This window comes from Micromonospora sp. NPDC049497, from assembly GCF_044465805.1.
GTDB lineage: Bacteria > Actinomycetota > Actinomycetes > Mycobacteriales > Micromonosporaceae > Micromonospora.
The window spans coordinates 579,571-604,923 of sequence record NZ_JBITMC010000001.1 but is presented as its reverse complement, the minus strand read 5'-3'; the positions used below and the strand labels follow the sequence as shown (position 1 = coordinate 604,923).

Sequence of the window (25,353 nt, the reverse complement as noted above, 5' to 3'; positions counted from 1 at the left end):
TTACCGTGTCCGGGCCGGCCCGGTCGACCGCCGTCCATCCGGACAGCACCGGCCCGGTGCCGTCGAGGAGCCCCAGCAGCCCCGGCGGCCGGTGGGAGAGGAGCACCAACGCTCTTGTCGTCCCTCAGGAAGACGCTGCGCGCCCTCGCGGTCGCCGTGGTGTCGGCCGCGCTGGTCGCACCGGCGGTGCCCGCCCGGGCCGAACCGTCACCCGCCGAGTTGACCCGGCGGATCGAGAAGTCCTCGGCGGAGCTGGAGCGCGTGGTCGAGGCGTACAACGAGCTCCGCGAGAAGATCAAGGCCAACAAGGCCGACGCGGACCGATTACAGGCCCGGCTGGGTCCGCTGGAGCAACAGGCGGAACAGAGTCGTGCGGATGTCAGCGAGCTGGCCGTCACCGCGTACAAGACCGGGAACCTGAGCACCGCCGCGGCGCTGCTGCGCGCCGAGGACTCGACCGCACTGCTCGACCGGATCAGCACCATCGACCAGTTGACCCGCCAGCGGCAGGAACGGATCGCCACGTTCACCGGCGACCAGCGTCGCCTGCTGGCGGAGAAGACCCGCCTGGACGTCACCCTGGAGCGGCAGGCGGCCCAGGCGCGGCAGTTGACCACCGCGAAGACGCGCATCGAACGGGACCTGGCGAAGCTCTACGAGCTGCGCCGCCAGGCGTACGGCCGGGCCACCGAACAGCCCGCGTCCCGCTCGGACAGCGCCAGGGACGCGCCCTCCGTCGCCGGCTCGGCCGGAGTGGCGGTGCGGTACGCGTACGGCGCGCTCGGCAAGCCGTACGTGTGGGGAGCGGACGGGCCGAACGGCTACGACTGCTCCGGGCTGACCTCCGCCGCGTGGCGGGCGGCCGGCAAGTCCCTGCCGCACAACACCCGCATGCAGTGGGGCGTGGTGGCCCACATCAGCCGCAGCGAACTGCGTCCGGGTGATCTCGTCTTCTACAGCAACCTCGGGCACATGGCCATCTACGTGGGCTCGGGCCAGGTGATCCACGCGCCCACCTTCGGCCGGAACGTGGAGAAGCGGAGCATCGACCTGCTGACCCCGTACGGCTACGGCCGGGTCCGCTGACCGGAGGCCGACACGGGAAACGGCCGGCGTCCCCCTATCGGACGCCGGCCGTTCTCCGTCATTACTACCAGCTCAGGCCGCCTGCAGCCCCTCGGCGCGGGCCAGCTCACGGAGCCGGCCGAGGGCCTGGATCTCCAGCTGGCGGATCCGCTCACGGGACAGCGAGAACCGCGAGGCGACCTCGGTGAGCGAGTGCTCCCGGCCGTCCTCCAGCCCGTAGCGGGCCCGCATGATGCCGGCCGAGCGGTCGTCGAGGTGGTTGAGCAGGCCCTCGATCCGCTGCCGCTCCAGGCCGGTCAGGACGATCTCCTCCGGCGAGGGGGCGTCGCTGTCGGCGACCAGGTCACCGAGTTTGGTGTCACCGTCGTCGCCGACCGGGGTGTCCAGCGACACGGTGTCCTGCGACCAGCGGACCAGCTCGTTGACCCGCTCGACGGTGACGCCGAGCGACGCCGCGATCTGCTCCGGCTCCGGGTCGCCGCCCAGCTCACGGGTGAGCTGACGCGCGACGTTGCGCATCCGGTTGACGTCCTCGACCAGGTGCACGGGCAGCCGCACCGTACGCTCCTGCTGCGCGATCGCCCGGCTGATCGCCTGACGGATCCACCAGGTGGCGTAGGTGGAGAACTTGTAGCCCCGCTCGTAGTCGAACTTCTCGACCGCCCGCACCAGGCCGGTGTTGCCCTCCTGGATCAGGTCGAGCATGGGCATGCCCGAGCGGACGTACCGCCGCGCGATCGACACGACCAGGCGCAGGTTGGCCCGGATGAACAGGTCCTTGGCCCGCTCGCCCTCGACGACCAGGCGCTCCAGGTCCTCCCGGTCGACACCCTCGGGAACGCGCTCGGAGCCGAGCAGGTGCTCGGCGTAGAGGCCGGCCTCGATCGCCTTGGAGAGGTCGACCTCCTTGGCGGCGTCCAGCAGTGGCGTCCGGGAGATCTCGTGAAGGTAGACGCCGACCAGGTCACGCTCCTCGGCGACCTCGTCGGTCCGCATGCCGATGTTCTTGTCCACGTTGCTCACGGTCCCCTCGCTCGCGCCGGTTGCCCGGTTCCTTGCCATCCCCACGTCCGTCAGCTCCCTCCCCGTAACTTCCGCTGTGCCCACCGGTGCTGACACCTACACAACAGATGAGACGTGTCGGGGATTCCATGTCGTGAGTCGAAAGTGTCACGAATGCCTGATAATCAGCTGAGAGCACGGTCCATGTTTGCTGTCAGCACCCCATGTGGCCGCGCCCTGTCGGGCACCACGTACGGGCTGGTCGATCGACGGATCCCTGTCCGCCCCGACCATGGCAACACCGCCGGACCGGGTGGCACAGCGACCCGGGTCACCAGCGAGCTGCGATCCTGGTCACTGGCAGATACGCACCGCCGGACCGGTCGGTTCATCCACGCCCGTGGTAATACCCCACCCCCCGGTGAACAATCCGGAGCGCGATTCCATGCCCGTGCCCGCGGAAGGGGTGGTGCGAGCGCCGGTCCGGCACCGGATGTCCGAATCGCGAGGGCGGGGCGAGGGTCAGGAGGCGAGGAGGGCGATTGCGCCGCGCACCTGGTGGGAGGAGCGGGCGAGGGCGGCGCGCGCGGCGGGAACCCCGGCACCGGAGACGAGCGACACCAGGGCGGTCTTGAGGTCGCCGTCGGCCTCGTGCAGGGCGCGTCGGCAGATCTCCTCGCTGCAGCCGGTGGCCTCCATCAGGATCGAGATCATCCGTCCGCGGAGCTTCGCGTTGGTGGCCACCATGTCGATCATCAGGTTCGAGTAGACCCGTCCCAGGCGCACCATCACGGCGGTGGAGAACGTGTTGAGCACCAGCTTCTGCGCGGTGCCCGCCTTCATCCGGGTCGACCCGGTCACCACCTCGGGGCCGGTGTCCACCCCGATGAAGACGTCCACCGACCCGGCGGCCTCCGCCTCCGGGTTCGCGCAGAGCAGCACCGTCGCGGCGCCCCTGGCCCGGGACGCGGCAAGCGCACCCAGGACGTACGGCGTACGCCCGCTGGCGGCGAGACCGACCACGACGTCCCCCGTGCGCACGCATTCGGCGGCCTCGGCCGCGCCGGCCCGGGCGTCGTCCTCGGCGTTCTCGACCGCGCGCCACATGGCGTCCGCTCCGCCGGCCAGGTGGGCGCAGAACCAGTCCCGCGGGGAGTTGAAGGTGGGGGCCAGCTCGGCCACGTCGAGGACGCCGAGGCGGCCGGACGTGCCGGCGCCGAAGTAGTGCACGCGGCGGCCCCCGCGCAGGGCGGTCACCGCCAGGTCGACCGTGGTGGCGATCTGGTCGAGGACGGCGGCGACGGCCGCGGGGACCCGCCGGTCGGCGTCGTTGATCACCGAGAGCACGTCCCGGGTGGACATCAGGTCGAGGTCGACGCTGAGCGGATTACGCCGCTCCGTCGGTGCGCCGACCCGGATCACCGGGCGGCCGGCCACCTCCTGCGGCTCGACCTTGCCGGTCGTCATGCCCGCCTCCGTCCGGGACCCACGCGGCGCGACCGGACCGCCTCGGCGGTCGCCTCGAGCGCCTTGCGGGCCCGGGCCCGGTTGCGCGCCGCCACCCCGACGAAGAGGCAGTCGACGACGGTGAGCTGCGCCAGGCGACTGGCCATCGCCCCGGAGCGGTAGGTGGTCTCCCGGGCGGCCGTGGTGAGGACGAAGTCGGCCACCTCGGTGATCGGCGACCGGGGGAAGTTGGTCAGCGCGACGGTCGCCGCCCCCCGGGACCGTGCCTGCTCCAGCACCTCGATGACGTCCGAGGTGGTGCCGGTGTGGGAGATGCCGATCGCGACGTCGCCCTTGCCGAGCAGGGCGGCCGAGGTGAGCGCGGTGTGCACGTCCGGGAAGTAGAACGCGGTGCGGCCGATCCGGTGCAGCTTCTGCTGGAAGTCCGAGGCGACGAAGCCGCTGGCACCGGCGCCGTACACGTCGATGCGGCCGGCGCCGACGATGGCCTCGACCACCTGCTCGCAGACGGCCGGGTCGAGCTGCTCGGCCGTCTCCTCGACGGCCCGGGCGTCGTTGAAGGCGATCGTGGCGATGATCTGTGCGAGGTCGGCGCCGGGAGGGATGTCGCCACCGACGACCCGCGCGTCCGGCGGCTCGACCCGGCGGGCGGCCTCGGCGGCGAGCCGGATCCGCAGCTGGGGGTAACCGTCCATGCCGACCGAGCGGCAGAACCGGATCACCGTCGCCTCGGAGGTCTCGGCTGCGGTGGCGAGATCCGTGATCGTCCGGCGCGCGGCGTCGGCCGGGTCGGCCACCACCAGTCGCGCGACCCGTTGTTCGGCCGGCGACAGCGACGGGAGGAGACCGCTGATGTGGACGATCAGCCCACCGGACTCGTGACTCGCAGAAACCTTCGGACTCTTCGCCACGGATGAAACTTACTTTCATGAAGCGTGAGCGTCAACCATCACCGTACGTGTTGGGGAAAGTACCGCAATCCGGGAGCCACCGCTCCCGCTCAGCGTGCCATCACGGGCCGGACACCGCCTCCCCCGGGCGGGCGGCTCCGGCGGCCGGACGGTCGCCGGGGCACGTGACGCCGACGGTCTCCCCCGTCGGTGACCGCGCCGCACCGCGCACTAGCGTGGAGCCATGGCGGATCGCAGTGTGCTGGTCACCGGAGGCACGGGCGGGCTGGGCGGCGCGGTCACCGCGGCCTTCGTCGAGGCGGGCTGGCGGGTGGTCGTACCGGAGCGACCAGGCCGTGGCGCGGCGGACCCGGCGGCCGGCGGACCGGTCCGGCCCGTCGCGGACCTGACCGTGCCGGCCGACGTGGAGCGGGTCGTCGCGACCGCCGCCGGTGAGCCGGCGGCGCCGTTGCGGGCGGTGGTGAACCTGGTCGGCGGATACGCGAGCGGCGGTCTGGTGCACGAGACGCCGATCGACGAACTCGACCGGATGCTGGCGATGAACCTGCGCCCGACCTGGCTGGTGACCCGTGCGGCGCTCCCGCACCTGGTGGCCGCCGGCGGCGGCGCCGTGGTCTGCGTGTCCGCGCGGGCCGCCGTCGCGCCCTTCCCCCGCGCGGCGGCCTACGCGACGTCGAAGGCGGCGGTGCTGGCCTTCGCGAACGCGGTGGCGGTGGAGTACCGGCCGGCCGGTGTGCGCTGCAACACGGTGCTCCCCAGCGTCATCGACACCCCCACCAACCGGGCGGCGATGCCCGACGCCGACCACTCGCGCTGGGTCGCCCCGGCCGAGATCGCCCCGGTGATCCGCTTCCTCGCCTCGGACGAGTCGGCACCGACCAGCGGCGCCACCGTCCCGGTCTACGGGCGGGCCTGACCGCCCCGGCGGCGGACACCGCGGCACCCACCTGTCAGAGGTGCACCTCGACCGGTACCGGGTCCACCTCCGGCCGGGCGCCCCGGACGGGAGCGGACCGGGGCGACGGGTCGGACGCGGCCAGCCAGGCAGCCAGGTGGTCCTGGATCTGCCGCGCCACCTCGTCCGGCGGGCGATCGGCGTCGACGAGCACGAAGGTCGGGTACTCCGGCAGCGTCCGGTAGGCGGTGGCCGTCGCGGTCAGGTAGCCCATGGACTCGTGGTCGGTCCCGCGCTGTTCGATCCGCCGGTACGCCTCGGCCGGATCGACCGCGAGCAGGAACGTCACCTGCGGCGGCGGGAAGATCCGGTAGCCGAGGCGGGCGAGGCGTTCCCAGCGCCTGCTGCCGCCGTGGGAACGGATGCTGGCGTACTGGCAGACGGAGTAGCGGTCCATCACCGCGATCCGTCCGGTCAGCAGGCGGCTGAGCAGAGCGGCGGCGATAGCGAGCCACCGCAGCACGGACTCCACCGCCAGCATCCCGTTGCGTCCCACGAGGCGCTGGGCGTCCGGACGGCCGAGCCGGTGCGCGACGCGGCCGAGCCAGCGCCGTCCGCCGGCGTTGCGGTGGTAGGTGGCGGGGTGTCCCGCCAGGGTGAGCGCCTCGGCGAGCCGGTGCGCCTGGGTCGTCTTGCCCGAGCCGTCGATGCCGATCAGGGCGACGGCGCGCAATCGGGCCCTGCCGCGCCGCGCCCGCGATGATCTGGACACCTTCCCGAGACTACGCGACGGGCGCTCGCACCCTGGGTGTTTGATCCTCTTCCGTCCTGGTTGCCACCTACCCGCGCCCATGCCAGGTGTGGGCCACGGGGATGCCGGGTACCCGACTTGAACACCATCCCCCTGACCACCACGACGGGAGATCCACATGGCCGAGCGCGGGGACGAGAGCCTGGTCCACACCCTGAAGAAGGTCGCCGCCGTGCTCAAGCAGGAAGAGATCCCGTTCGCGCTGGGCGGCAGCTTCGCCGTGTACGCGCACGGCGGGCACTCCAGCGAACACGACGTCGACTTCCTGATCCGGGAGACCGACGTCGAACGTGCCCTGGAGGCCCTGGTGGCGGCCGGCTTCATCGCCGAGCGCCCGCCGGAGGACTGGCTGGTCAAGGTCTTCGACGACGGGCGGATGGTCGACCTGATCCACCGGCCCATCGAGACCCCGGTCACCGAGGAGACCTTCGCCGACACCGTGGTCCGACCGGTCGACGCCATCCACATGCCGGTGCTCTCGGCGACCCAGCTGATGGTGCACAAGCTGCTCAGCTTCTCCCAGCACTACTGCGACTTCGCCCGGGGCCTGCCGCTGGCCCGATCACTGCGCGAGCAGATCGACTGGGAACGGGTACGCAAGGAGACGCAGCACTCGCCGTACGCGGAGGCGTTCCTGGTGCTGCTGGACCGGCTGGACGTGGTGCCGTACGCCGACACCACGGGAGGAAAGGGGACACCGTGACCGAGCACCGCGACGTCGCCACGGGACCGCCGGACGAGTACGTCGAGGCGGAGGTCCACCGGCTGCTGACCGAGGACCCGGCCGTGGCCGAACAGGGCATCACCGTTGCCCGCAGGGAGCGCGGCCTCGTGCTGCAGGGCGAGGTGGAGAGCGCGCACCGGCGCGAGGAGATCCTGCGCCGGGTGGCCGAGCGCTTCCCGGACGTGCCGGTCACCAGCGACATCGGCGTGATCCGTACGTCCGCGCCCACGGAGATCGAGCAACTGCCCTGAGGGAGGGTTCATGGTGATCCGCATCGCCGCCGTGGGCGACGTGCATCTGGACGAGGACGTGGTCGGCCGCTTCCGGCCGGCCCTGGAGGAACTGCCCGACTGCGCCGACGTGCTGCTGCTCGCCGGTGACCTGACCCGGCACGGCACCGAGGCCGAGGCGCGCTGCGTGGCGGAGGAGTTCGGTGGGTTGGGCGTGCCGGTGGTGACCGTCCTCGGCAACCACGACCACCAGTGCGACCAGGTTCCGCAGGTGGTGAAGGTGCTGGAGGGCGCCGGGATCACCGTGCTGGAGGGCAACAGTGTGGTGCTGGACTGCGCCGGCGGCCGGCTCGGCATCGCCGGGGTGAAGGGGTTCGGCGGCGGTTTCGCCGGGCGCTGCGCCAGCGACTTCGGCGAGCCGGAGATGAAGGCGTTCGTCCGGACGACGACCGACAGCGCGGACGCCCTGGGGGCGGCGCTGCGCGGGCTGGACTGCGACGTGCGGGTGGCGCTCACCCACTACTCGCCGGTGCCGGACACACTCGCCGGTGAGCCGCTGGAGATCTACCCGTTCCTCGGGTCGTACCAGCTCGGTCAGGCCATCGACTCGGCGCCGACCGCGCTGGCCCTGCACGGGCACGCGCACGCGGGCACGGAGAAGGGCACGACGCCGGGCGGCGTACGGGTGCGGAACGTGGCCCACCCGGTGATCCGGCAGGCGTACAGCATCTACCACCTGGGAGATCATCTCGACTCGGGCGAGGTTTCCCGCACGGTCAGTTCGGGTATCCAGCGAACATGGAGCTGATTCTCTGGATTCTCGCAGTCGTACTGGTGGTCGCCGGCATCCTCGCGCTGTTCCGTCGGCAGATCCTGTGGGGCGTCGTCCTCATCGTGGTCGGTCTTCTGGTCGGCCCGGGTGGTGTCAGCATCTTCAATTGACGAGGCGGCCAGCGGCCGCCGCACCGGACCCGCCGGGGTCGTCGTGACCGGAACTCCGTCCTCCCGACAGGAGCGACCGGCCAGGACGACCCCGGCGTCGTGCTGTCCCGGGACGGGACAGCGAGGTTTGCCGACCTGACGGCGGGGAGATATCTCGACCATGGAGATAACCGGGAGCGTCGGACGTACCGACGGCACGCGACGGTGGTGGGCCCTGCTCGGCTTCGGCGCGGCGGTGTTCGTCGCGGCAGCCGTCGGCGGGCTCGGCGTCCAGGGCACCTCGGCGGAGTACGCGAGCCTCGAACAACCCTCCTGGGCGCCACCGTCCTGGCTCTTCGGACCGGTCTGGACCGTGCTCTACGCGATGATCGCGGTGGCCGGCTGGCTGGTCTGGCGACGGGTCGGCTTCGGTCCCGCCGTATGGGCCTGGGTCACGCAACTGGTCCTCAACGCGATCTGGACGCCGCTCTTCTTCGGTGCCGGCCGCTACGGCCTGGCGTTCGCCGAGATCCTGCTGATGTGGCTGGCGATCGCCGTGACGGTGGTCCTGTTCCGGCGGATCTCCCGCCCGGCGGCGCTGCTGATGCTCCCCTACTGGGCCTGGGTCACCTTCGCCAGCGCGCTCAACTTCGCCATCTGGCAGCTCAACAGCTGACCGGCCGGCCCCGCCGCGGGTTCCGCGGCGGGGCCGACGCATGCCCGCTCAGCAGCGGGGCACGTTCGGGATGTATCCGTCGTGCCCGGTGTACACGTAGGCGTCGGCGATGTAGCGGCCGGTGCCGATCCGGTCCCAGATCGAGCTGGTGCCGTAGGTGCCGGTGACGCTGGTGCCGCTGGTCTGGCAGTAGATCGTGACGCGGGTGCCGTCGGCCACCGTGCCGACCGCGTCGTAGCCGGTTCCGGGGCCGGACCGCACGGTCAGCGCGGTGCCGCTGGTGTTCACCGTGCCGCTGCCGGTGCTCGAGGAGCAGCCGTTGCCGCTGGTGTAGGACTTCGTGCCCCAGTAGAGGGCCAGCGAGCCGTTGAACCGCACCTGGATGTCGTTGCCGTTCAGGCGCTGCTCGTAGTGCAGGTGGGGACCGGTCGAGCCGCCGGTGCTACCGACCCACCCGATGACCTTGCCGTACCCGACGCTCTGCCCGACGGAGACGTTGAACCCGTTGAGGTGGGCGTAGTAGGTCGTGTAGCCGCCACCGTGGTCGATGCGCACGTACTTGCCGTAACTGGTGCCACCGAGGTCGGTGACCCGGTCGACGGTGCCCGGCGCGCTCGCCACCACCGGGTCGCCGAGGTCGTTGGTGCGGTTGAAGTCGACCGCGTACGCGGGGCTGTGGTCGGTCCGGGTCTGGCCGGACCAGGTCTGGCCGCACGGGAACGGGACCTTGAACGTCGGGGCGGCCGCCGCCGGCGACGCCGGGAGCAGAACGCTCGCGACCAGCAGAGCGACCGTGAGCAGGCTGTACCACCGCTTGGCCATCCAGCACCTCCGATGTTGAAATCCTTCGATCTACTTTATTCAGAGTGACAGATATTGCCGTCGATCGAAAGAGTCCGGCATCTGGGCCGGGAGCGGTCCCACGAGTCGGTGCACGGTTTCCGGATTGTTACTCGCTCGTGTCCGGCAAGGGGTGGACCCGGTCGGATGCAAGCGCTTACATGTGAGCACGACCATCGGACCGGCGCCCGGTCATCGAGCACGACCCGCGCCGGCAAGGAAGGAGGACGGCATGGCGGTCTTCACCAGACCACGCCAGGCCTTCGTGATCGCCGGCGCACTCGGGCTGGCGCTCAGCGCCACCGCCTGCGGCACCGGCGGCAACGACGACACCAATGACAACGCGGGCTCCGCCGAGTGCTCCGCGTACGAGAAGTACGAGGGTCACGACGGCAAGAAGGTCTCGATCTACTCGTCCATTCGCGAGATCGAGGCCGACCGGCTGGAGCAGTCGTGGGAGCAGTTCTCCAAGTGCACCGGCATCGAGATCGACCACGAGGGCAGCGGTGAGTTCGAGGCGCAGCTCGGGGTCCGGGTCGACGGCGGCAACGCCCCCGACATCGCCTTCATCCCGCAGCCCGGCCTGCTCAAGCGCTTCGCCGACGGCGGCAAGCTGAAGGCCGCCAGCGCCGACACCAAGGCGATGGCCGAGGCCAACTACCCGGCCGACTGGCTGAAGTACAGCACCGTCAACGGCACCTTCTACGGCGCCCCGCTCGGCTCGAACGTCAAGTCCTTCGTCTGGTACTCCCCGAAGACGTTCAAGGAGAAGGGCTGGACCGTCCCGCAGTCCTGGGACGACCTGATCAAGCTCAGCGACACCATCGCGGCCAGCGGCACCAAGCCGTGGTGCGCCGGCATCGAGTCCGGTGACGCCACCGGCTGGCCGGCCACCGACTGGATCGAAGACCTGATGCTGCGGACGCAGACCCCCGAGGTCTACGACCAGTGGACCAGCCACGGCATCCCGTTCAACGACCCGAAGGTCGCCGAGGCCCTCGACCGGGCCGGCACCATCCTCAAGAACGAGAAGTACGTCAACGGCGGCTTCGGCGGCGTGAAGAGCATCGCCACCACCTCCTTCCAGGAGGCCGGCGTGCCGATCACCACCGGCAAGTGCGCACTGCACCGGCAGGCGTCGTTCTACGCCAACCAGTGGCCCGAGGGCACCAAGGTGGCCGAGGACGGCGACGTGTTCGCGTTCTACTTCCCGGCCATCGACCCGGCCAAGGGCAAGCCGGTGCTGGGCGGCGGCGAGTTCGTCGCGGCCTTCGCCGACCGGCCCGAGGTGCAGGCGGTGCAGACCTACCTCGCCTCCGGCGAGCACGCCAACAGCCGCGCCAAGATCGGCGACTGGGTGTCGGCGAACAACAAGCTCGACCTGGCCAACGTGGCGAACCCGATCGACAAGCTCTCCGTCCAGATCCTCCAGGACAAGAGCTCGGTCTTCCGCTTCGACGGTTCCGACCTGATGCCGGCCGCGGTCGGCGCCGGAACCTTCTGGAAGGGCATGGTCGACTGGGTCAACGGCAAGGACACGGCGACGGTGCTCCAGGGCATCGAGAGCAGCTGGCCGAAGTGATCTCCTGACGACGGGCCGGTCCGCACCGCGGACCGGCCCGTCGTCCGACCTGAGCCCCCGAGGGAGGGTTGATGAACTTCGACTTCGCTGACGAACAGCCGAAGCTCCTCATGCTGATGTACGGGCTGGTCGCGTTCGTCGCGGTGGTGGGGGGCCTGCTCCTCCTGCTCGACGTCGTACCCGCCTGGTTCGCCCGGCGCCGGGAGGCGCAGCTGGTGGCGGCGTCGGTGGGCGGCGGACCGCTCCCCCGGCGGCCGAAGCAGCGGGAGGGGCTCTTCGCGCTCTTCTTCCTGCTGCCCACCGTCCTGCTGCTCCTGGTCGGGCTGGTGGTGCCGGCCATCCGGACCGTGCTGCTGTCCTTCATGGACCGCACCAGCACCGACTGGGTCGGCCTGCGCAACTACGGGTGGATGTTCAGCGAGGACGCGATCGTCCGGGTGCTGACCAACACCCTCCTCTGGGTCATCCTGGTGCCGCTGGTGGCCACCGCGTTCGGCCTGCTCTACGCGATCATGGTGGACCGGGCCCGGTTCGAGGCGGTCGCCAAGTCGCTGATCTTCCTGCCGATGGCGATCTCGATGGTCGGCGCCACGATCATCTGGCGCTTCATCTACGCCTACCGGGGCGAGGGCGAGCAACAGATCGGCCTGCTGAACCAGATCGTGGTGAGCGTGGGCGGCACGCCACAGTCGTGGCTGCAGGAGTCACCGCTCAACACGTTCCTGCTGATCATCATCATGATCTGGATCCAGGCCGGCTTCGCCATGGTGGTGCTGTCCGCCGCGATCAAGGCGATCCCGGCCGACATCGTCGAGGCCGCCCGCCTGGACGGGGTCACCCCCTGGCAGATGTTCTGGCAGATCACCATGCCGAGCATCCGCCCGGCGCTCATCGTCGTGGTGGTGACGCTGTCGATCGCCACGCTCAAGGTCTTCGACATCGTGCGCACCGCGACCAACGGCAACTACGAGACCAGCGTGATCGCCAACGAGATGTACAACCAGGCGTTCCGGTACGGCGAGAACGGCCAGGGCTCGGCGCTGGCGGTCTTCCTGTTCGTCCTGGTCGTGCCCATCGTGCTGTACCAGATCCGTAACCTGCGCCAGCAGCGGGAGGGCTGAGATGACCACCGCCACGCCCACCGTCGCCGTCGGCACCCAGAAGGTCGACCCCACCCCGGGTCGGGCCGCCCGGGTGCGCAAGCGGCTGAACACCCGTACCGCGACGCTGATCTCGGTCGTCATCGCGGTGCTCTGGACGATCCCGACCTTCGGCCTGCTGATCTCCTCGGTCAGGCCGGAGGACGAGATCAAGTCCACCGGCTGGTGGAGGTTCTTCACCAACCCGCAGTTCACCCTGGAGAACTACCAGGAGGTGCTGTTCGGCCGGTCGTCGTCGTCCGGGCAGCTCGCCAGCTACTTCATCAACTCGCTGGCCATCACCATCCCCTCGGTGCTGTTCCCGCTCGCCTTCGCGGCGCTGGCCGCGTACGCGCTGGCCTGGATCAACTTCCGCGGGCGGGACTGGATGTACATCGCGATCTTCGCGTTGCAGATCGTGCCCCTGCAGATGGCGCTGGTGCCCCTGCTCAAGTTCTTCTCCACCGGTGTCACCCTGGCCGGCGTCACCCTGCTGCCGGCCTGGGACCTCGACGGCTCGCAGAAGTTCGCGCAGGTGTGGTTCGCGCACACCTGCTTTGCGCTCCCGTTCGCCGTCTTCCTGCTGCACAACTTCATCTCGCAACTGCCCAAGGATCTGATGGAGGCGGCCCGCGTCGACGGCGCCACCCACCCGAAGATCTTCCGCACCATCGTCCTGCCCCTGATCGTCCCCGCGCTCGCCGCGTTCGGCATCTTTCAGTTCCTCTGGGTCTGGAACGACCTGCTGGTCGCGTTGATCTTCGCGGGGGGCAGTGACGAGACCGCCCCGCTCACCGTCCGGCTCGCCGAGATGGCCGGTACGCGGGGCAACGAGTGGCAGCGGCTGACCGCCGGCGCGTTCGTGTCGATGGTCGTACCGCTGATCGTGTTCCTGTCCCTCCAGCGCTACTTCGTACGCGGCCTGCTCGCCGGCAGCGTCAAGGGCTGACCCGAACTCCGCCGCCGCCGGATCCGGCGGCGGCGGAGTTCGGCGCGGAGCGGGGGTGCCGTGACAAAGATCGACGACGTCGCGCGGTTGGCCGGCGTCTCCACCGCCACCGTCTCGCGGGCGCTGCGTGGCCTGCCGACGGTGTCCGCGTCCACCCGCCGCCGCGTGCTCGCAGCCGCCGAGCAGCTCGACTACCGCGTCTCGCCGAGCGCGTCGCGGCTGGCCGGCGGCCGGACCGGCACGATCGCCGTGGTGGTCCCGCGGATCACCCGCTGGTTCTTCGGGACGGTGGTGGAAGCGGTCGAGGAGTTCCTCTACCAGAGCGGCTACGACCTGCTGCTCTACAACCTCGGTGGGCGGGAACAGATCCGGCAGCGGGTGCTGAGCACCGCCAACCTGCACAAGCGGGTGGACGGCATCATGCTGGTCGCCACCCCGCTGCACCGCACCGACCTGCCCGCCCTCACCGCTTTGGACCTGCCGGGGGTGACGGTCAGCTCCGGTACGGCGGTGCCGGGCTGGCCCTGCGTACGCGTCGACGACGTGGCGGCCGCGCGGGCCGCCACCCGGCACCTGCTCGACCTCGGTCACCGGCGGATCGCGCACATCTCCGGCGACCCCGACGACGAACTGGCCTTCACCACCCACCTGGACCGCCGACGCGGCTACCTGGCGGCGCTGCGGGCCGCCGGCATCACCCCGGACCCCAGCCTGGACGTCGAGTCGCAGTTCACCATCGACGGCGGTACCCGGGCCGCCGAGGAGCTGCTGCGCCGGGGGGACCCACCCACGGCGATCTTCGCCGCCTGCGACGAGATGGCGATGGGGGCGATGACCGCGCTGCGCGACGCCGGGCTGCGGGTGCCGCAGGACGTCAGCGTCATCGGCATCGACGACCACGACCTCGCCGGCGTGCTGGGGCTGAGCACGATCGCCCAGCCGGCCGCCGCGCAGGGCCTGCTGGCCGCCCGGATCCTGCTGGACCCGCTGGTCGGCCACAGCCTGGACCCGCCCGCCGACCCGCCCGGGTCGCCGGTGATCCTGCCCACTCGGCTGGTGGTCCGTGAATCGACCGCCCCTCCCCGGGCAGACTGAACGACAGCCATCCGTGGGCACGCCCCTCGACATCGCACGGCTCGACACACGGGAGAAGGCCCTGAACAGCAACCCGACGCACCAGGACACGTCCGCCGACGCGGCCACCGGCTGGTGGACCGAGGCCGTCATCTACCAGATCTACCCGCGCTCGTTCGCCGACTCCGACGGCGACGGGATCGGCGACCTGCCGGGGATCACCGCGCGCCTCGACCACCTCGCCGAGCTGGGCGTGGACGCGGTCTGGCTCTCGCCGTTCTACCCGTCACCGCAGGCCGACGCCGGGTACGACGTGGCCGACTACCGGGACGTCGACCCGCTCTTCGGCACCCTCGCCGACGCGGACAAGATGATCGCCGAGGCCCGCGCACGTGGCCTGAAGGTCATCGTCGACCTGGTGCCCAACCACACCTCGTCGGCGCACCGGTGGTTCCGGGCGGCGCTGCCGGCCGCACCGGGCAGCCCCGAGCGCGACCGGTACGTCTTCCGCGACGGCAAGGGTCCGGACGGCGCGCAGCCGCCGAACGACTGGCAGAGCGTCTTCGGCGGCCCCGCCTGGACCCGGGTCACCGAGGCCGACGGGCGGCCCGGCCAGTGGTACCTGCACCTGTTCGACACCGGACAGCCCGACCTCAACTGGGACAACCCGGAGGTACGGGCGGAGTTCCTGGACGTGCTCCGGTTCTGGCTGGACCGGGGCGTCGACGGCTTCCGTGTGGACGTGGCCCACGGCCTGATCAAGCAGGCCGACCTGGCCGACTGGGAGGAGCCGCAGGAGATCCTCTCCGGGCAGGAGGTCGACAAGCCCCGCCCGCCGATGTGGGACCAGGACGGCGTGCACGACATCTACCGGGAGTGGCGGGCCCTGCTGGACAGCTACCCGGGCGAGCGCGTTCTGGTCGCCGAGGCGTGGGTCGAGCCGGCCGAGCGGCTGGTCCGGTACGTGCGGCCGGACGAGATGCACCAGGCGTTCAACTTCGAGTACCTGCTCGCCTCCTGGACGGCGCCGGCCCAGTACGCGGTGGTGACCCGCTCGCTGGAGGCCACCGACGCCGTCGGCGCCCCGACCACCTGGGTGCTCTCCAACCACGACGTGGTGCGGCACGCCTCCCGGCTGGGCCTGGACACCAGCGGCGGCCGGCCGAACGGCATCGGCATCGGCGACCCGCAGCCGGACGCCGCGCTCGGGCTGCGCCGGGCCCGGGCGGCCTCGCTGCTGATGCTCGCCCTGCCCGGCTCGGCGTACCTCTACCAGGGCGAGGAGCTGGGGCTTCCCGAGCACACCACGATGCCCGACGAGGCCCGGCAGGACCCGACCTGGCTGCGCAGCGGGCACACCCAGCGCGGCCGGGACGGCTGCCGGGTGCCGATCCCGTGGGAGGCCGACGCGCCGTCGTACGGGTTCGGACCGACCGACGCGAGCTGGCTGCCGCAGCCGCCGATGTGGGCGGAGTACGCGCTGGACCGGCAGCGTGACGTCCCCGGCTCGACGTACGAGCTGTACCGGACCGCGCTGCGGCTGCGCCGCGAGCACGGGCTCGGCCGGGGCACCCTGCGGTGGCGCGAGTCCGGCGACGAGGTGCTGGCGTTCGACAACGCCGGCCTGACCGTGCTGACCAACTTCGGCGCCGCCGCCGTACCGCCGCCGGCGGGCGAGCTGGTGGCCGCGAGCGGCCCGCTGGACGCCGACGGCCGGGTCCCGACCGACGTGACGGTCTGGGTGCGGTCCGCCTGACGGATCAGGGGGAGGGCAGCCCCGCGGGCGGTCCTCCCCCAGGGCGCGTTTCATAAGGGCGGTCGAGCCGAGGCGGAGTCCAGGCGGCGGTCCGGCCAGTTCTTATGAAACGCCTCCTAAAGCTTCTCGGCGCGGGCCTGGAGCACCTCGTGGACGGCGGCGATGTCGTCGGGCGAACTGCGCGACGCCAGCCAGTACATGATCCCGGTGGGGATGAAGAAGAGCTGAAAGGCGGCCAGGCCGACCGCGTAGTTCAACGGCGGCGGGAAGGCCGCCCGCAGGCCGTGGAAGGCCACGCCGACCAGACCGTTGCCGGCCGCCCGGCCGACACCGTTGACCAGGTTGCCGAGGCTGTAGACGGTGCCCCGGTGCTCCGGCGGGTTGACGTCGGCGATGAGCGCGAACCAGTTCGGCGAGTTGGCCGAGGTCAGCGCCAGCGCCACCACGGCGGTCAGCAGGCTCAGCCCGACCGTCGGCTCGCTGACCACGCTGGCCAGCACCGCCGCGACCACCGCCCCGGAGCCGCCGCCGTCGGGCACGTCGATGCGGATCGGCACGAAGAACAACACCAGGTAGAACGGCAACGCCGCGAGGACCCCGACCGCCGCGACCCGGGCCCGGCCCGAGGGCGTACGCCGTTGCAGCGCGTCCCCGGCCAACCCGCCGAAGATCGAGAAGACCCCGCCCAGCTGGAACAGGGTGGCGAAGACGCTCCCCACCACCACGGCTGTGGCCGGCGAGTACCCCTGGTCCTTCGCCCGCTCCGCGAACAGGACCGGCAACCACACCAGCGAGCCGAAGGCGGCCTGCGCGGTGAGGCCCTGGAGGATCAGCCACCGGTTCGTCCGCCGGCCGAGGATCCGCGGCAGGTCGGCCCGGGTGATCCGGTAGTCGTACTCGGCGCCGCCGGCCAGCACGTCGGCCAGCTCCGGTTCGCTCTCGCCCCGCCGGATGTCGAAGGTGAACAGGTACGCGACGGTGGCGGCCAGCCCGACGACGGTCAGCAGCAGGAAGGGCCGCCGCCAGTCGGCGGCGCCGAGCAGCCCGCCGACCAGCGTCCCGGCCAGCGTGCCGACGCCCTGGGACAGGCCCCAGAAGCTCATGACGAGGCCCCGGCGGCGGGGCGAGATCAGGTCGGTCACCACGGAGAACCCGACCGAGCCGACCGCGCCGAGCCCGACCGCCGCTACCAGTTGGGCGGCGAGGAACGCCGGATAGGCGGTCGCTACCGCGCTCCCCCCGGTGCCGACCGCCCAGATCACCGTGCCGACCATCAGCAGCGGCTTGCGGTTCGTCCGGTCGCCGACGTACGCCCAGCCGACCGCGGCGACCGCGCTGACCAGGAAGCTGACGGCGGTGACCAGGCCGAGCAGGCGCTGCGGGACGTCGAACGTGTCGGCGATCGGCCCGTAGAGGGGTGGCACCAGGCCGATCGCCACGTTGTCCAGCGAAGCGAGCAGCACGAAGACCACCACGCTGTAGAGCCGGTGCCCCGCGCCGCCACCCCACGACCGCGACGTCGCGCCCCTCACCAAGGTCATGTCACCCAGCCAATCAGGAACAGATCACGACGGGGTGACCATGTCCGCTGATCAGCCGTCGGTGCGGAGTGCCGCGACCGGCTCCACCCGGGACGCCCGCCAGGCCGGATAGATGCCGGCCAGCACCCCGACCAGAGCGCCCAGCAGCGCGCCGCCCGGTGCCAGCCACGGTTCCATCACCGGCGTCCACTGCCGGAGGTAGCCGACTCCCACCACGATGAGTACGCCGGCGGACGCCCCGAGGACTCCGCCGAAGAGCCCCACGAGCACCGACTCAAGCATGAAGAGCACGGCGACCGACGCTCGGGTGGCCCCGAGGCTGCGCCGCAGGCCGATCTCCCCGACCCGCTGCAACACCGAGACCAGCATGGTGTTCGCGATACCGACCGCGCCGATGGCGAGGGTGACCAGTGCCAGCGTCAGCAGGAGCGCCTGCGTGTCGGCGGCGATCTTCGCTCTGGTCGCCACAGGTTCCGCCGGTCGCTGCACCGTCAGTGCATCGGGTTGCTGCGGCGCCAGCGCGAGCGGCGCCTGGGACGCGACGAGCTCGGCCGCGCCGACTCGGGTCTGCACCATCAGGGACAGCGGCGCGGTGAGCCCGAAGCGGCCGCGGGCCACGCCGTCCGGCATGATCACCGCCTCCAGGAGGCTCGGTGAGCCCACTGCGGTGCCGAGCACGCCGATGACCGTGAAGGCCCGACCATCGACGAACACGGCCGGCGCCTGACTCACGTCCGCCAGGTGCAGGCGTGACGCCAGCCGGCCACCGAGCACGACGACCGCGTCTCGCCGGTCGTCGTGCCCCTGGTCGTACCAGCGGCCCGAGGTCAACGATCCGCGGACAGCCTCAAGGAGCCCCGGGGAGGCGGCGACAAGGGGCGGCCGCGCGTCGTCGTTCGAGAGCGGATCCACCACGGCGGTCGCCCGAACCGGCGTGCCGGGCAGGTCGAGCGTACTCATCGTGCCGGCGGCGACCACACCGTTGAGCCGGCCCACGCGCTGCGCCGCGTCCCACGGGAGGGCGCTGTCGGACCGCTGTGGACCGCCGCCCTGGGCCGGGAGGACGGTCACCGAGGTGGCGGCGAGCTCGTCGAAGTGCGACACGATCCGGGCGCCAGCGGTGGCGGCGAGGCCCAGGGTGGCGACCAGGGCCGCGATACCGACCACGACGCCCAGCGCGGTGAGCATCGTGCGCTGCACCCGCGCGGTGATACCGGCCAGTGCCTCGGCAACGAGGTCACGCACGGTGGGTCACCTCGCTGACCACTCCGTCCACGATGTCCAGGCGGCGACCCGCCCGAGCTGCCACGTCCCGGTCGTGCGTCACCATCAACACCGTCTGCCCTTCGCCGTTGAGCCGGGCGAAGAGCGACAGCACCTCCTCCGCGGTCTGCGAGTCGAGGTTCCCGGTCGGCTCGTCCGCGAGCAGCAGACCCGGCCGGATGGAGAGTGCGCGGGCGACCGCGACCCGCTGCCGCTCGCCGCCGGACATCGTGGTGGGCAGTGCGAGCGCCCGGTCGGCCAGGCCCACCCGCTCCAACGCCTCGGCTGCGCGCTCCGGCCGGGTCCGCCTGGGACAGCCGTGGTACAGCAGAGCGACCATGACGTTCTCCAGGGCGGAACGGTGGGCCATCAGGTGGAAGCTCTGAAACACGAAGCCGATCCGGGAGGCACGCAGCCTCGTGCGGTCCCGATCGGACAGGTCCGCGACGTCGTCACCGTCCAGCAGATACGAACCCGATGTCGGACGATCGAGCAGGCCGAGGATCTGCAGCAGCGTCGACTTGCCAGACCCGGACCGACCGGTGATCGCCAGCCAGTCGCCGGGCCGGACGACGAGGTCCGTCGGGCGCAACGCGGTCACCGGCCGCACGGCGGGGTAGACACGGCTTATCCCCCGCAGCTCGACCAGCGGCGTCACGACCGCTCGCCGACAACGACCAGATCTCCCTCGGCAAGCGCGGCCTCCGCGGCACGCACCTCGGCGAAGCCCCCCGACGACAGCCCCACGACCACCGGCACGTCCCGTCCACCACCGGCATCCACGACACGTACCCGCGCGGCACCGGAGGCGTCGGTGATCAGCGCGGCGAGCGGCACGGCGAGCACCGCGCCCTCGGTGCTGGAGATGGGAATCCGGATGCGGAGGTCACGCCCGTGCAACTCGGCCGGCACCGTACCGAGGGGTTGCAGGCGTACCTCGTACTGGCCCTCGACGGCACCGCCCGTCCCGGGCTTGTCGGCAACGTGGGAGACCTCGCCGGAGACGGTGGTCACCCCGTCGCCCTCGTCCAGCTGGGCCCGCTGCCCCACCTTGAGCAGCCCGTGCTCCTCCGCCGACACCGAGGTGGTCACCTCCAGCGCCGCTGCGGTCAGGCTCAGCACCTTGCCGTTCACCTCCCGCCCGAGCGCTGTGTCCACCCGGTCCACTCGGCGCGGCAACGCTGAAACGAACGCCACTTCGCCCCGCGGGAGCCGAACCCCGACCGCGTCGCGGAGGCGACCCAGGGCGACACGAGCCTCCGTGAGTCGCTTGGCGGCCACGGTGACGGCCGCCTCTGCGGCCCGGACGTCCGCACCGGCGGTCAGCTCCGCCAGGTCGGCGCGGGCCACCTCCACAGCGACCAGCGCCGCCTCCACCTCGGCGGTCAGGCGGCTGATCGTCGCGGCCGGAGCTCCCGCGGCGATCGCGGCGTCCCGTTCCTGCACGGCGGCGTCGTGGGCGGCCCCGGCGCTGCGCACCTGTGCCCGCGCCACCGAGAGCTGCTCGTCAGAAGGGCCCCTGCGCACGGCGGCCAACGCGGCACGGGCCCGGTCAAGGTCCGTGCCGGCCGCGCTGACCCGCTCCCGGCCCGCGGAGAGCTGCTGCTCCTGCTCCACGGACGGCCCGACGGGCGCGTAGCCCACCGCCCGGTAGAGTCGTTCCACCGCCGCCGACGTCCGTGAGTCGTACGTGTCGTCCGGAACCCCGCTGAAGTGGCCGAGACGCACCAGGGCACCCTCCAACTGGCGTACGTCAGGACCGGTGCTGCCCGGACTCAGGGCACGGTACATCGGGATGACGCCGTTCAACACGATCACCGGACGCCCCGACACCTGCAACGCGACGTCGCCCTCGTCCAGCATGGCCCCGGGCCTGGGGACTCTCCCGGTCACCACCAGCTTGCCGACCTCGCCGTCCCCCAGGTCGGCATCGACGGTCAGGGCCTGTGGCTCCGCGAAGCCCATCGCGCCGCGGACGACCACGGCCGTAGCGATCTCCCGCCGTTCGACCGGCACGGTGACCGCGCCGGCCGCCGGAGCGGCGGCGTGCCGGGCCGCCTCCGCCGGGGACTGGATGGAGCGGCCGGCCCACCAACCCACCGCGGCCGCCAGTACGGCGACGGCGACCAGGGTCGTCAGCGGGCCGGGACGTCGGGAGACGACTCTCCCGGGCCGCGGCAGACGCCAGCCCCGTCGCCGCCACCTGATGTGCGGCCCGGTCACAGCTCACCGGCCAGCGCCTTGTCGAGGTACTCCTTGTAGATCTGCTTGTACAGGTCGTCGTACGGCCACTGGCAGGGCTCCGTCTGCCGAGCCTCCGCGACCTCCCGCTGCTGCAGCCGCTCCAGCTCAGTCAACTCGGCTGCGGTGAACACGTCGGCGAGCCGGAGCGCGGAGCTGTCCCGCCCCTCCTTGTCGGCCTCGTCGACGGCGCGTTCGAAGTCCTCCCGGAAACGATCGGCCGCCTTGGAGAGCACCAGCGACCCACTGTCCCGGCTGTCGAAGCCCTTGTTCTCCAGACAGCTGCGGCGGGCGGCGAGGGCGTTCACCATCCGTGGATCGGCATCCACCGCCGAGTAGATCTTGTCACTACGCCCGGACTCCTCCGGCGACAGCGTCAGGTTCGCGACGTTGGGAGCCGGTCCGAACCGCTTGTCGGCGTCCTTTCGGCAGCTCGCGAGTCGCCGGTGCCACCCGCGAGCCCGATCCGGCGGCATCGACCGAAGCGTCTCCAGGTTCGGGTCGGTACGACGGGTGCCCGGTGGGACGTAGTCGATCAGCGTCGTCAGCCCGTAGCCGTACCGTTGGACGAACTGCTCCCGGCTCAGGCCGAGTGATGTCCGGCGATCCACCGCGGACTGGTCCACATAGGCGACGTAGTCGTAGCCCTCGGCCTTCATGCAACCGGTGAGGGACTCGTTCACCTGGCTCCAGTAGGCGAGCACCTCGTCCCGGCCGGCGTCTCCCCGCTCAAGCACCTGAGCCATCATCTCCTCCACGCGGGGGGACGGAGACGGGTCACCGGAGCCGTCGTTCGAGCACCCGGCCAACAGGACGGCAGCCAGGGAGATGGCTGCCCACTTCGTCACCCGCATGTCGATCCTCGTCTACTCGTGCGCCTGGGGCCGGGCCACATGGGGCCGGCCCGACCACAGGCGGAAGCGGTCAGTAGGCTCCGAATCCCTGCTTGTTGCTGACCGTCCCGAACGCCGTCAACCGGCCCCGGAACCAGGCTTCGGTGTCGCCGGTCTGGTCCCAGAAGGTGAAGTTGTAGCCGGCGGAGTCGCAGCTCGTGCCCTGCGTACCCACGAAGACGGTCTCGGGGTCGAAGAACTGGATCGACAGGCACGAGCCGTCCGTGTAGGTGTCCGCGATCTTGCCGTAGTAGACGCCGTTGCGGTTGCAGGTCTCCGTCGACCGGGTGCTCTCCACCCCGCGCCTGACTCCACCGATGTAGATGTTGACGTTCATGTCATATCCCGTCTCGAAGCAGGCCGCCTGAGCCGGCGCCGAGACGGCACCGACCACGACGAGCGATCCGACGAGCATGACGAGGGACGCAAGAGCGGCCCGCAGCTTGGTTACGGCCTGACGCTTCACATCGACCCCTTCCGTTGGGTGCCCAGACGGTATTGGATCGACAGTCACGCCACCGCCCCGTTCTGCCGTCCTGTGTGGACAGCACCAACGGGTGGCTACGGCAAGTGATCGAGCACTCGATCCGGCCACGGCAGGTCCGGCCGGTCGACGCACCCGAGCTGCACGGAACGCCAGGGCGGAGCCCGGAAGGCCGTGACGGAGGCGACCGTAAGTAGTTGTTGCGAAAAGGTAACGAAGGTTTATCGATCAATAATGTGGTTACGGGCGCTCGCGTACCGCTCGCGGATGGCGCGGACGGGCTCCGCCCCGTACGTCTCGGTGCCGGCGAGGGGCCAGTGCGGTGGCGCCGCGCCGCCCAGGGCGACCCAGGCGGCCTGGCGGGCGGCGCCGTCGGCGACGTACTCGCCGGGTGGCGGGACGACCACCGGGCAGCCGAAGACCTGCGGAGCGATCCGGCGCACCGCCGCGGAGCGGGCGCCGCCGCCGACCAGGATCACCCGCCGCACCGTCGCGCCCTGGGCGGTGAGCGCGTCGAGGCCGTCGGCCAGCGCGCAGAGCATCCCCTCCACGGCGGCCCGGGCCAGGTGCGCGGGGGTCGAGGTGCGCAGCGTCAGCCCGTGCACCGCGCCGGTGGCGTCCGGCCGGTTCGGGGTCCGCTCCCCTTCCAGGTACGGCACCAGGACCAGGCCGTCCGCGCCGGGCGGTGCGGCGAGCGCCAGGTCGGCAAGCTCGTCGAGGCTGACGCCGAGCAGCCTCGCGGCGGCGTCGAGCACCCGAGCGGCATTGAGCGTGCAGACCAGCGGCAGGAAGCGGCCGGTGAGGTCGGCGAAGCCGGCCACGATGCCCTCCGGGTCCGCCGCCGGGGCGTCCGCGACGCTGAACACGGTGCCGGAGGTGCCGATGGAGACGACCACGTCGCCGGGGCCCGCGCCGACACCGAAGGCGGCGGCGGCGTTGTCGCCCGCCCCCGGGCCGAGCCGGGCCACTGCGGCGGGACCGCCGAGCGCGGACGGGTCGAGCTGGCCGGCGACCTCGGCCGGACCGAGCACCCGGGGCACGGTCACGACCCGGCCGAGCGCCCGTTCCAGCAGGTCAAGCCGGTACTCGCCGGTTGCCGGGGACCAGTAGCCGGTGCCGCTGGCGTCGCTGCGGTCGGTACGCAGCGCGTCCAGGCCGGTAGCGCCCGCCAGCCGCCAGGTCAGCCAGTCGTGCGGCAGACAGACGGCCGCCACCCGGGCGGCGTTCGCCGGCTCCTGCCGGGCCAACCAGCGGAGCTTGGTGACGGTGAAGCTGGCCACCGGCACGGAGCCCACCGCGTCCGCCCAGAAGCGCCGGCCGGTCTCGTCACCGCCCGCCTCCGCGATCAGGTCCGCGGCGGCACCCGCCGACCGCGTGTCGTTCCACAGCAGCGCCGGGCGGACCACCGCGCCGGTCCCGTCCAGACAGACCATGCCGTGCTGCTGCCCGGCCACGGAGACGGCGGCCACGTCGGCCAGGCCGCCCGCGGCGTCCACGGCGGCCCGCAGGGCGGCCCACCAGGCCTCCGGAGCGACCTCGGTGCCGTCCGGGTGCGGTGCCCGGCCCTCCCGGACCAGGGCACCGGTCTCCGCGTCGCGGACGACGACCTTGCAGGACTGCGTCGACGAGTCGACCCCGGCGACGAGCGGCACGGCCGGCCCCTCAGCGGGCGCCGAGCAGGTGCTCGACGGCGAGCTGGTTGAGCCGGACGAAGCCGAATCCCTTCGCCGCGGCCGCGTCGACGTCGAACCGCTCGAACGCGGAGGTGTCCGCGAGCAGCTCGGCGTAGCCCTCCCCGGGGGCGAGGGTCGCCGTGGCCAGCTCGGCGACGCGGCTCGCGGCGAGGGCCCCGGTCACCTCCGGGTCCGCCCGGAAGGCCGCGGCCCGCTCCTTGAGCAGCAGGTACGTGCGCATGTTCGCCTCGGCCGACGCCCAGACGCCGGTCATGTCCTCGGTGCGGGAGGGCTTGTAGTCGAAGTGGCGTGGCCCCTCGTACGCGGGACCGCCGGCCGGGCCGCCGTGCTCCAGCAGGTCGACCAGGGCGAACGCGTTGAGCAGGTCACCGTGGCCGAAGACCAGGTCCTGGTCGTACTTGATGCCGCGCTGGCCGTTGAGGTCGATGTGGAACAGCTTGCCCTGCCAGAGCGCCTGGGCGATGCCGTGGGCGAAGTTGAGCCCGGCCATCTGCTCGTGGCCGACCTCCGGGTTGAGGCCGACCAGCTCCGGGTGGGCCAGGGTGGAGATGAACGCCAGCGCGTGCCCGACGGTCGGCAGCAGGATGTCGCCGCGCGGCTCGTTCGGCTTGGGCTCCAGGGCGAAGCGCAGGTCGTAGCCGCGGTCGACGACGTACTGGCAGAGCAGGTCGACGCCCTCCCGGTAGCGGTCCAGCGCCGCCTGCACGTCCTTGGCGACGTCGTACTCGGAGCCCTCCCGGCCGCCCCACATGACGAAGGTGCGGGCACCCAGCTCGGCGGCGAGGTCGACGTTGCGCAGCACCTTGCGCAGCGCGTACCGCCGTACGTCGCGGTCGTTGCTGGTGAAGCCGCCGTCCTTGAAGACCGGGTGGGTGAAGAGGTTGGTGGTGACCATCGGCACCACCAGGCCGGTCTCGTCGAGGGCCTTGCGGAACCGGGCGATGTGCTGGTCACGGGTGGCGGCGTCGGCACCGAACGGGATCAGGTCGTCGTCGTGGAACGTGATCCCGTACGCGCCGAGCTCGGCGAGCCGGTGCACCGCCTCGACCGCGTCCAGCTCCGGCCGGGTGGCGTCGCCGAAGGGATCGCGGGCCTGCCAGCCCACCGTCCAGAGACCGAAGGAGAACTTGTCGGCGGGGGTGGGACGGGGTGCCATGGCAGACCTCCGGGGTGT

The 25,353-nt window shown here is 71.7% G+C and carries 25 protein-coding genes; 12 read left to right on the top strand and 13 right to left on the bottom strand.

All coding sequences use genetic code 11. From position 1 onward, the window contains the following. Positions 1–114 precede the first annotated feature (114 nt). Entirely contained in the window at positions 115–1,086 is a 972-nt protein-coding gene (locus ACIBR0_RS02805) for an NlpC/P60 family protein (RefSeq protein WP_396712360.1), read from the top strand. Positions 1,087–1,158: 72 nt separating this feature from the next. Here ACIBR0_RS02805 and ACIBR0_RS02800 read toward each other — a convergent pair whose 3' ends face one another. The 3 genes from ACIBR0_RS02800 to ACIBR0_RS02790 all read right to left on the bottom strand — a co-directional run bounded on the left by ACIBR0_RS02800 (position 1,159) and on the right by ACIBR0_RS02790 (position 4,466). Next, positions 1,159–2,148: a sigma-70 family RNA polymerase sigma factor gene (locus tag ACIBR0_RS02800; RefSeq protein ID WP_357030103.1), complete on the bottom strand. Its 990-nt coding sequence runs from the start codon at positions 2,146–2,148 to the stop codon at positions 1,159–1,161. Between the two features lie 462 nt (positions 2,149–2,610). After that, positions 2,611–3,555, bottom strand: a complete 945-nt coding sequence (murQ, locus tag ACIBR0_RS02795; RefSeq protein ID WP_396712359.1) for an N-acetylmuramic acid 6-phosphate etherase — start codon at positions 3,553–3,555, stop codon at positions 2,611–2,613. Beyond that, positions 3,552–4,466 carry a MurR/RpiR family transcriptional regulator gene (locus ACIBR0_RS02790; RefSeq protein ID WP_396712358.1) on the bottom strand — a complete coding sequence of 305 codons (915 nt, stop codon included), beginning with the start codon at positions 4,464–4,466 and terminating at the stop codon, positions 3,552–3,554. The genes murQ and ACIBR0_RS02790 overlap by 4 nt, the downstream gene beginning before the upstream one ends. 223 nt (positions 4,467–4,689) lie before the next feature. Here ACIBR0_RS02790 and ACIBR0_RS02785 point away from each other — a divergent pair, with 223 nt between their 5' ends. Further along, positions 4,690–5,382, top strand: a complete 693-nt coding sequence (locus tag ACIBR0_RS02785) for an SDR family NAD(P)-dependent oxidoreductase (protein ID WP_396712357.1) — start codon at positions 4,690–4,692, stop codon at positions 5,380–5,382. A 34-nt stretch (positions 5,383–5,416) separates the two neighbouring features. Here ACIBR0_RS02785 and ACIBR0_RS02780 read toward each other — a convergent pair whose 3' ends face one another. Next, positions 5,417–6,133 (bottom strand): dTMP kinase, encoded by a 717-nt coding sequence (locus ACIBR0_RS02780; protein WP_396712356.1) that lies wholly within the window; start codon positions 6,131–6,133, stop codon positions 5,417–5,419. Positions 6,134–6,290: 157 nt separating this feature from the next. Between ACIBR0_RS02780 and ACIBR0_RS02775 the strand changes: the two genes are divergently transcribed. From ACIBR0_RS02775 to ACIBR0_RS02755, 5 genes are all read left to right on the top strand, one after another. Further along, positions 6,291–6,875, top strand: coding sequence for a nucleotidyltransferase (locus ACIBR0_RS02775; RefSeq protein WP_357030114.1), 585 nt, complete (start codon positions 6,291–6,293; stop codon positions 6,873–6,875). Next, on the top strand, positions 6,872–7,147 hold the full coding sequence (locus ACIBR0_RS02770) for a hypothetical protein (protein WP_396712355.1): 276 nt from the start codon (positions 6,872–6,874) through the stop codon (positions 7,145–7,147). Before ACIBR0_RS02775 ends, ACIBR0_RS02770 begins: the two co-directional genes overlap by 4 nt. 10 nt (positions 7,148–7,157) lie before the next feature. Continuing rightward, positions 7,158–7,934: a metallophosphoesterase gene (locus ACIBR0_RS02765; protein WP_396712354.1), complete on the top strand. Its 777-nt coding sequence runs from the start codon at positions 7,158–7,160 to the stop codon at positions 7,932–7,934. After that, a complete protein-coding gene (locus ACIBR0_RS02760) occupies positions 7,925–8,068 on the top strand; it encodes a GPGG-motif small membrane protein (RefSeq protein WP_165947907.1) in 144 nt (47 codons plus the stop codon). Before ACIBR0_RS02765 ends, ACIBR0_RS02760 begins: the two co-directional genes overlap by 10 nt. A 160-nt stretch (positions 8,069–8,228) precedes the next feature. Continuing rightward, positions 8,229–8,723 (top strand): TspO/MBR family protein, encoded by a 495-nt coding sequence (locus ACIBR0_RS02755; protein WP_396712353.1) that lies wholly within the window; start codon positions 8,229–8,231, stop codon positions 8,721–8,723. 48 nt (positions 8,724–8,771) lie between these two features. On the opposite strand, the gene ACIBR0_RS02750 is transcribed toward ACIBR0_RS02755, so the two are convergent. Continuing rightward, positions 8,772–9,545, bottom strand: a complete 774-nt coding sequence (locus tag ACIBR0_RS02750) for a peptidoglycan DD-metalloendopeptidase family protein (RefSeq protein ID WP_396712352.1) — start codon at positions 9,543–9,545, stop codon at positions 8,772–8,774. A gap of 250 nt (positions 9,546–9,795) precedes the next feature. Between ACIBR0_RS02750 and ACIBR0_RS02745 the strand changes: the two genes are divergently transcribed. The 5 genes from ACIBR0_RS02745 (at position 9,796) to ACIBR0_RS02725 (ending at position 16,063) form a co-directional block, all read left to right on the top strand. Further along, complete coding sequence (locus ACIBR0_RS02745) at positions 9,796–11,145, top strand: ABC transporter substrate-binding protein (RefSeq protein WP_396712351.1); 1,350 nt, start codon at positions 9,796–9,798, stop codon at positions 11,143–11,145. A gap of 71 nt (positions 11,146–11,216) precedes the next feature. After that, on the top strand, positions 11,217–12,266 hold the full coding sequence (locus tag ACIBR0_RS02740; RefSeq protein WP_357030126.1) for a sugar ABC transporter permease: 1,050 nt from the start codon (positions 11,217–11,219) through the stop codon (positions 12,264–12,266). Between the two features lies 1 nt (position 12,267). Further along, the gene (locus tag ACIBR0_RS02735) at positions 12,268–13,233 is read left to right on the top strand and encodes a carbohydrate ABC transporter permease (protein ID WP_396712350.1); all 966 of its coding nucleotides are present in this window, start codon (positions 12,268–12,270) and stop codon (positions 13,231–13,233) included. 60 nt (positions 13,234–13,293) lie between these two features. Next, positions 13,294–14,328: a LacI family DNA-binding transcriptional regulator gene (locus ACIBR0_RS02730; protein ID WP_357030130.1), complete on the top strand. Its 1,035-nt coding sequence runs from the start codon at positions 13,294–13,296 to the stop codon at positions 14,326–14,328. Between the two features lie 61 nt (positions 14,329–14,389). Beyond that, positions 14,390–16,063 (top strand): alpha-amylase family glycosyl hydrolase, encoded by a 1,674-nt coding sequence (locus tag ACIBR0_RS02725; protein WP_357030140.1) that lies wholly within the window; start codon positions 14,390–14,392, stop codon positions 16,061–16,063. Positions 16,064–16,179: 116 nt separating this feature from the next. Here the strand turns inward: ACIBR0_RS02725 and ACIBR0_RS02720 are convergent, their stop codons facing one another. The 8 genes from ACIBR0_RS02720 to xylA form a co-directional block, all read right to left on the bottom strand. Further along, positions 16,180–17,604: an MFS transporter gene (locus tag ACIBR0_RS02720; RefSeq protein ID WP_396712349.1), complete on the bottom strand. Its 1,425-nt coding sequence runs from the start codon at positions 17,602–17,604 to the stop codon at positions 16,180–16,182. Positions 17,605–17,655: 51 nt separating this feature from the next. After that, entirely contained in the window at positions 17,656–18,849 is a 1,194-nt protein-coding gene (locus ACIBR0_RS02715) for an ABC transporter permease (protein WP_396712348.1), read from the bottom strand. Then, positions 18,842–19,525 carry an ABC transporter ATP-binding protein gene (locus ACIBR0_RS02710; RefSeq protein ID WP_396712347.1) on the bottom strand — a complete coding sequence of 228 codons (684 nt, stop codon included), beginning with the start codon at positions 19,523–19,525 and terminating at the stop codon, positions 18,842–18,844. The genes ACIBR0_RS02715 and ACIBR0_RS02710 overlap by 8 nt, the downstream gene beginning before the upstream one ends. Next, complete coding sequence (locus ACIBR0_RS02705) at positions 19,522–21,090, bottom strand: peptidoglycan-binding protein (RefSeq protein WP_396712346.1); 1,569 nt, start codon at positions 21,088–21,090, stop codon at positions 19,522–19,524. The genes ACIBR0_RS02710 and ACIBR0_RS02705 overlap by 4 nt, the downstream gene beginning before the upstream one ends. Further along, complete coding sequence (locus tag ACIBR0_RS02700; RefSeq protein WP_396712345.1) at positions 21,087–21,854, bottom strand: hypothetical protein; 768 nt, start codon at positions 21,852–21,854, stop codon at positions 21,087–21,089. Before ACIBR0_RS02700 ends, ACIBR0_RS02705 begins: the two co-directional genes overlap by 4 nt. Positions 21,855–22,032: 178 nt before the next feature. After that, positions 22,033–22,416: a hypothetical protein gene (locus tag ACIBR0_RS02695; RefSeq protein ID WP_396712344.1), complete on the bottom strand. Its 384-nt coding sequence runs from the start codon at positions 22,414–22,416 to the stop codon at positions 22,033–22,035. A gap of 290 nt (positions 22,417–22,706) precedes the next feature. Continuing rightward, on the bottom strand, positions 22,707–24,137 hold the full coding sequence (gene xylB, locus ACIBR0_RS02690) for a xylulokinase (protein ID WP_396712343.1): 1,431 nt from the start codon (positions 24,135–24,137) through the stop codon (positions 22,707–22,709). 10 nt (positions 24,138–24,147) lie between these two features. Continuing rightward, on the bottom strand, positions 24,148–25,335 hold the full coding sequence (gene xylA / locus ACIBR0_RS02685) for a xylose isomerase (protein ID WP_396712342.1): 1,188 nt from the start codon (positions 25,333–25,335) through the stop codon (positions 24,148–24,150). Positions 25,336–25,353 lie beyond the last annotated feature (18 nt).